4 protein-coding genes are annotated in these 4,053 nt (G+C 64.6%); 3 read left to right on the forward strand and 1 reads right to left on the reverse strand.

Annotation, left to right across the window (positions count from 1 at the left end):
• On the reverse strand, positions 1-395 hold a 395-nt coding region (locus tag RBR29_RS10895; protein ID WP_320349236.1), incomplete at its 3' end, for an aminotransferase class III-fold pyridoxal phosphate-dependent enzyme.
• Between the two features lie 196 nt (positions 396-591).
• Between RBR29_RS10895 and RBR29_RS10900 the strand changes: the two genes are divergently transcribed.
• The 3 genes from RBR29_RS10900 to bioD are packed head-to-tail and all read left to right on the forward strand — an operon-like array spanning position 592 to position 4,009.
• Entirely contained in the window at positions 592-1,776 is a 1,185-nt protein-coding gene (locus RBR29_RS10900; protein ID WP_320349238.1) for an 8-amino-7-oxononanoate synthase, read from the forward strand.
• Complete coding sequence (locus tag RBR29_RS10905) at positions 1,773-3,341, forward strand: alpha/beta fold hydrolase (RefSeq protein WP_320349239.1); 1,569 nt, start codon at positions 1,773-1,775, stop codon at positions 3,339-3,341. Before RBR29_RS10900 ends, RBR29_RS10905 begins: the two co-directional genes overlap by 4 nt.
• Positions 3,338-4,009 carry a dethiobiotin synthase gene (gene bioD / locus RBR29_RS10910; protein WP_320349241.1) on the forward strand — a complete coding sequence of 224 codons (672 nt, stop codon included), beginning with the start codon at positions 3,338-3,340 and terminating at the stop codon, positions 4,007-4,009. Before RBR29_RS10905 ends, bioD begins: the two co-directional genes overlap by 4 nt.
• The last annotated feature ends 44 nt before the right edge of the window (positions 4,010-4,053 follow it).

Raw genomic sequence — 4,053 nt, forward strand, 5'->3', positions numbered from 1 at the left:
TTGAACCAGTATTGCATGGCCATTTTCATGGCCACCTCGACCGAGACGGACCCGGACTCGGTGAAGAACACGCGATCCAGGCCGGGCCCGAGCAGAGCGCACAGGCGGCGGGCCAGGGTCAGCGCCGGTTCGTGTGCGAGCCCGCCGAACATGATGTGGGGCATGCGCGCCAGCTGGGCCTGGATGGCCTGGGCGATATGCGGATGGTTGTAGCCGTGGCAGGCCGTCCACCATGAAGCGATGCCATCGAGCAGGGTGCGGCCGTCGGCCAGTTCGATGTGGCAGCCCTGCGTGCGGGCCACCGGCGTCGGCAGGGGGGTCGTTTTCATCTGGGTGTAGGGCAGCCATACGTGGCGATGGCCGTTGACCAGCCAGTCTGGAAGGGGTGTTTTCATGATTTGTTTCAAATGAGATCTGGAAGGGAGACGCGTGGGAATGGGGGCCGGATGGTGCCTGTTTGGTGGCAATTCAAGAGAAAATCACGCAACTTCAAATATCGCTATCTTCTTTCTAAATATGTCAAAAAGCAGTTTATTTCGTTCATTTTGATATTATCGCCCCGCTGTTGGCTTTCAACCAGGGGGTTTCGGCGTGACGTCGGATCGATTCGATGGGCTGTTCGAACAGTGCTTGCAGGACGCGCAACGGCACCGGTTGCGCCGCTCGATGCGCGTGTTCGAGCATGTGGCGCCGGGGCGGGTCGTTCACGAAGGGCGTGAAATCCTGAATTTCTGCAGCAATGATTACCTGGGCCTGGCCCGGCATCCGCAGCTCGTCGCCCGGGCTTGTGCGTATGCCCGGCGTGCCGGGACGGGCGCAACGGCCTCACGGCTGGTCTGTGGCACCAGTCCGTCTTGTACTGCGATCGAGGCCAGGATCGCGCGTGCCAAGGGCACGCAGGCCGCGCTCTTGCTGTCTTCGGGATGGCAGGCGAATGTGGCGATCCTGCCCGCCCTGTTGCGGGTATTGGGCCGTGATGCCCAAGTCTATGTTGATCGGCTGGCGCATGCCAGCATCCACCTGGGTTGCCGGGCGGCGGGTATCCGCGAGATCCGTTTTCGTCACAACGACCTGGATCATCTCGAATCCCTGTTGCGCGCCCGGGCCGGCAGGCCGGGGCGCCGCATCGTCGTGACAGAAAGCGTCTTCAGCATGGATGGCGACCGGTGCGATGTGGCGGCGCTCACCGATCTGACGCAACGTCATGAAGCGTTCCTGTATCTGGATGAGGCCCATGCCACGGGCGTGCTGGGGCCAGACGGGATGGGTCTGTCCAGCCTGGGCGGTGGGCGGGTCGATCTGGCGATGGGCACATTCAGCAAGGCCTTGGGCGGCTTTGGCGCTTACGTTGCCGGTTCGCGGGCACTGTGTGATTATCTGGCCAACGCCTGTTCCGGTTTCGTCCATACGACGGCATTGCCGCCTGCCGTGCTGGGTGCCATCGATGCCGCGCTGGATCTCGTGCCTGGGATGCACGACGAGCGCGAGGCCCTGGCGGACAGGGCCGATGGCTTGCGCACCATGCTGCAGTCCATGGGGCTGGATACGGGCGCTTCCAACACCCAGATCATTCCTGTCCTGGTCGGTGATGAACACCGGGCGCTGGCCTTGAGCCGCGCCCTGGATGCGCGCAGTGTGCTGGTGGCCGCCATCCGCCCGCCCACGGTGCCACGTGGTACCAGTCGCCTGCGCATCGCGCTCAGCGCAGCGCATTCATGCGCAGACATCGAAGCTCTGGCCTGTGCGCTTTCCGAAGCACTGGACACCGGGACATGAGCACGGCACAGCAGCCGGGCGGGCCCCTGAGCACATTGCCGACCCTTGTGTTCGTGCATGGCTGGGGGTTTGACGCCCGTGTCTGGAACGCATTGCGGATGCGGCTGGATGCCTGGCCGCAGCAGGTGCTGGATCGTGGCTATTTTTCTGATTCGTCCGCAGAGGATGCGCTGCCCGATGGGCCGTTGGCGCTGCCCGATGGGCCGTTGGTGGTGGTCGGCCATTCGTTCGGTTTCATGCGCATGCTCGCCCGGCTGGCGCCGCAGGTGAATCATCAGCCGTGTGCCTGGGTAGGAATCAATGGCTTTGCCCGCTTTTGCGCCGGGGACGATTTTCCTCGTGGGGTGGATCCGCGCGTGCTGCGGCGCATGGCCAGCCGCTTGCAGGTCGATCCAGAGACTGTGGTCGATGCGTTCCGCCGCCGCTGCGGCGCAGACCCTGCCGGGGGCACGCCTTGCCTGCGGCTGCTGGCCCACGATCTGCGGATCATGCAGGAACTTGATCTGCGCACTCAGGTGCGTGATCTGGGTGCGCCCTTGTTGTTGCTGGCTGGGGCAGACGATCCCGTGGTGCCGGCGGGGATGGCGGTAGATGCGTTGCCTGGTGGCATCATCTGGCTGCCTGGTGGTGGGCATGTGCTGCCGCTGCAGGCGCCGGACTGGTGTGCCGCACGTATCGTGGAATTCCTGGAACATCATGGTCTGGCACCATCGTCGCAGGCGAGAGGGCATGCAGACCGTCCGACTGATCCCGGGGGTGTGCGTACCTCGGCGCGGCCTGATGATGTGAGCACGCGCTTTGGTGCGGCAGCCGGCCGCTACGATCGCCATGCTGGCGTGCAGCGCCAGATTGCGTCCAGACTGGTGGCGCGGATCACTCGGCTGGCACTGCCGGATCGGCCCCGCATTCTTGAAGTCGGCTGCGGCACGGGCCTGCTCACCCGCATGCTGGGTGAGCATTTCTCCGAGGCGGACTGGACGATCACGGACCTGTCGCCGGATATGGTGGCGCATGCGCGTGACCGGCTGCGCTTGGGGGGAGTCGTCCGTTATCGGGTGATGGATGGAGAACATCCGTTGCTGGATGACGGCCAGACATCCTTCGACTTGATCTGTTCCAGCATGGCCCTGCAGTGGTTCGAGGACCCTGCGCGTGGGCTGGCGCGGCTGGCAGGCTTGCTTGCGCCAGGGGGGCATCTGGTTGTTGCATTGCCCGTACATGGCACGTTTGCTGAATGGCGCCGGGCGCATGATGTGCTGGGGCTGCGTCCGCGCATGATCTGCTTTCCCCGGCCAGGAGCGTTGTGTCTGCGGGAAAACGACCTGACAGGCCAGGTGGATGTCGAATGCATCGTGGATGAATGCGGTGGCGCCATGGCCTTTCTGCGAAGCCTGAAAGCGATCGGCGCGACGGCGTCCCGGCCAAGAACCCGCCCGCTGTCCGCGTCGCTGCTGCGCCGGGTCTGCGCCGAATTCGATCGTGCTGGTGCCCGTTGTTCCTATTGGATCGCGTTCGGCCTGTGGCGCCGGGATGATGTGCCGATCAGCACAAGGGCGTTCGCATGACACCACAGATCCTGAATGAGCAGCCCTGTCACGGGGCGTTCGTCACGGGGACGGACACCGATGTGGGCAAAACCCTGGTTGCTGCGATCCTGGTCAAGGCCTGGGGCGCCGACTATTGGAAACCGTACCAGACCGGTGTCGAATCCGCGTCTGGCGATACCGAAACCGTAGCGGCACTGCTTGGCTTGGGCGGCGGTCATGTGCTGCATCCGCCCGCCTGCGTGTTGCGGGCGCCGCTGTCTCCATGGGCGGCGGCGCTGGCCGAAGGGGTCGTGCTGGACATGTCTGCGCTGCGTCCGCCGCAGACGGTCGCGCCGCTGGTGGTGGAGGGGGCCGGCGGGCTGTATGTGCCGGTGGATGATCGCCATATGATGATCGACCTGGCCGCTCGCCTGGCCCTGCCGGTCGTGCTGGTGGCACGCAGCACACTGGGCACGATCAATCACACGCTGCTCAGCCTGAGTGCCTTGCGGGCGCGGAGGCTGCCGGTACTGGGGGTGGTGATGAACGGTCCGCTCTCGTCAGGCAACCGCGAAGCCCTGGAGCGTTTTGGGCAGGTGCCGGTGATTGCGGAAATTCCGCCGCTGGAGCGGGTCGATGTGGCCTCGGTTGCTGCGCTGGCCACCCGTATACCGGATCTGGCGGTGTTGTCGCGGGCCATCGCATGAAACCTTGCGCAAAAGTCACGCAGCCAAAGAAAAACCGCCTAGGG

This window comes from Castellaniella sp. (assembly GCF_034007085.1).
Classification (GTDB): Bacteria; Pseudomonadota; Gammaproteobacteria; order Burkholderiales; family Burkholderiaceae_B; genus Castellaniella.

Excerpts from the sequence above, each read along its gene's own strand:
- RBR29_RS10905 (WP_320349239.1), top strand. The coding sequence starts at position 1,773 with ATGAGCACGGCACAGCAGCCGGGCGGGCCCCTGAGCACATTGCCGACC.
- bioD (WP_320349241.1), top strand. The coding sequence starts at position 3,338 with ATGACACCACAGATCCTGAATGAGCAGCCCTGTCACGGGGCGTTCGTC.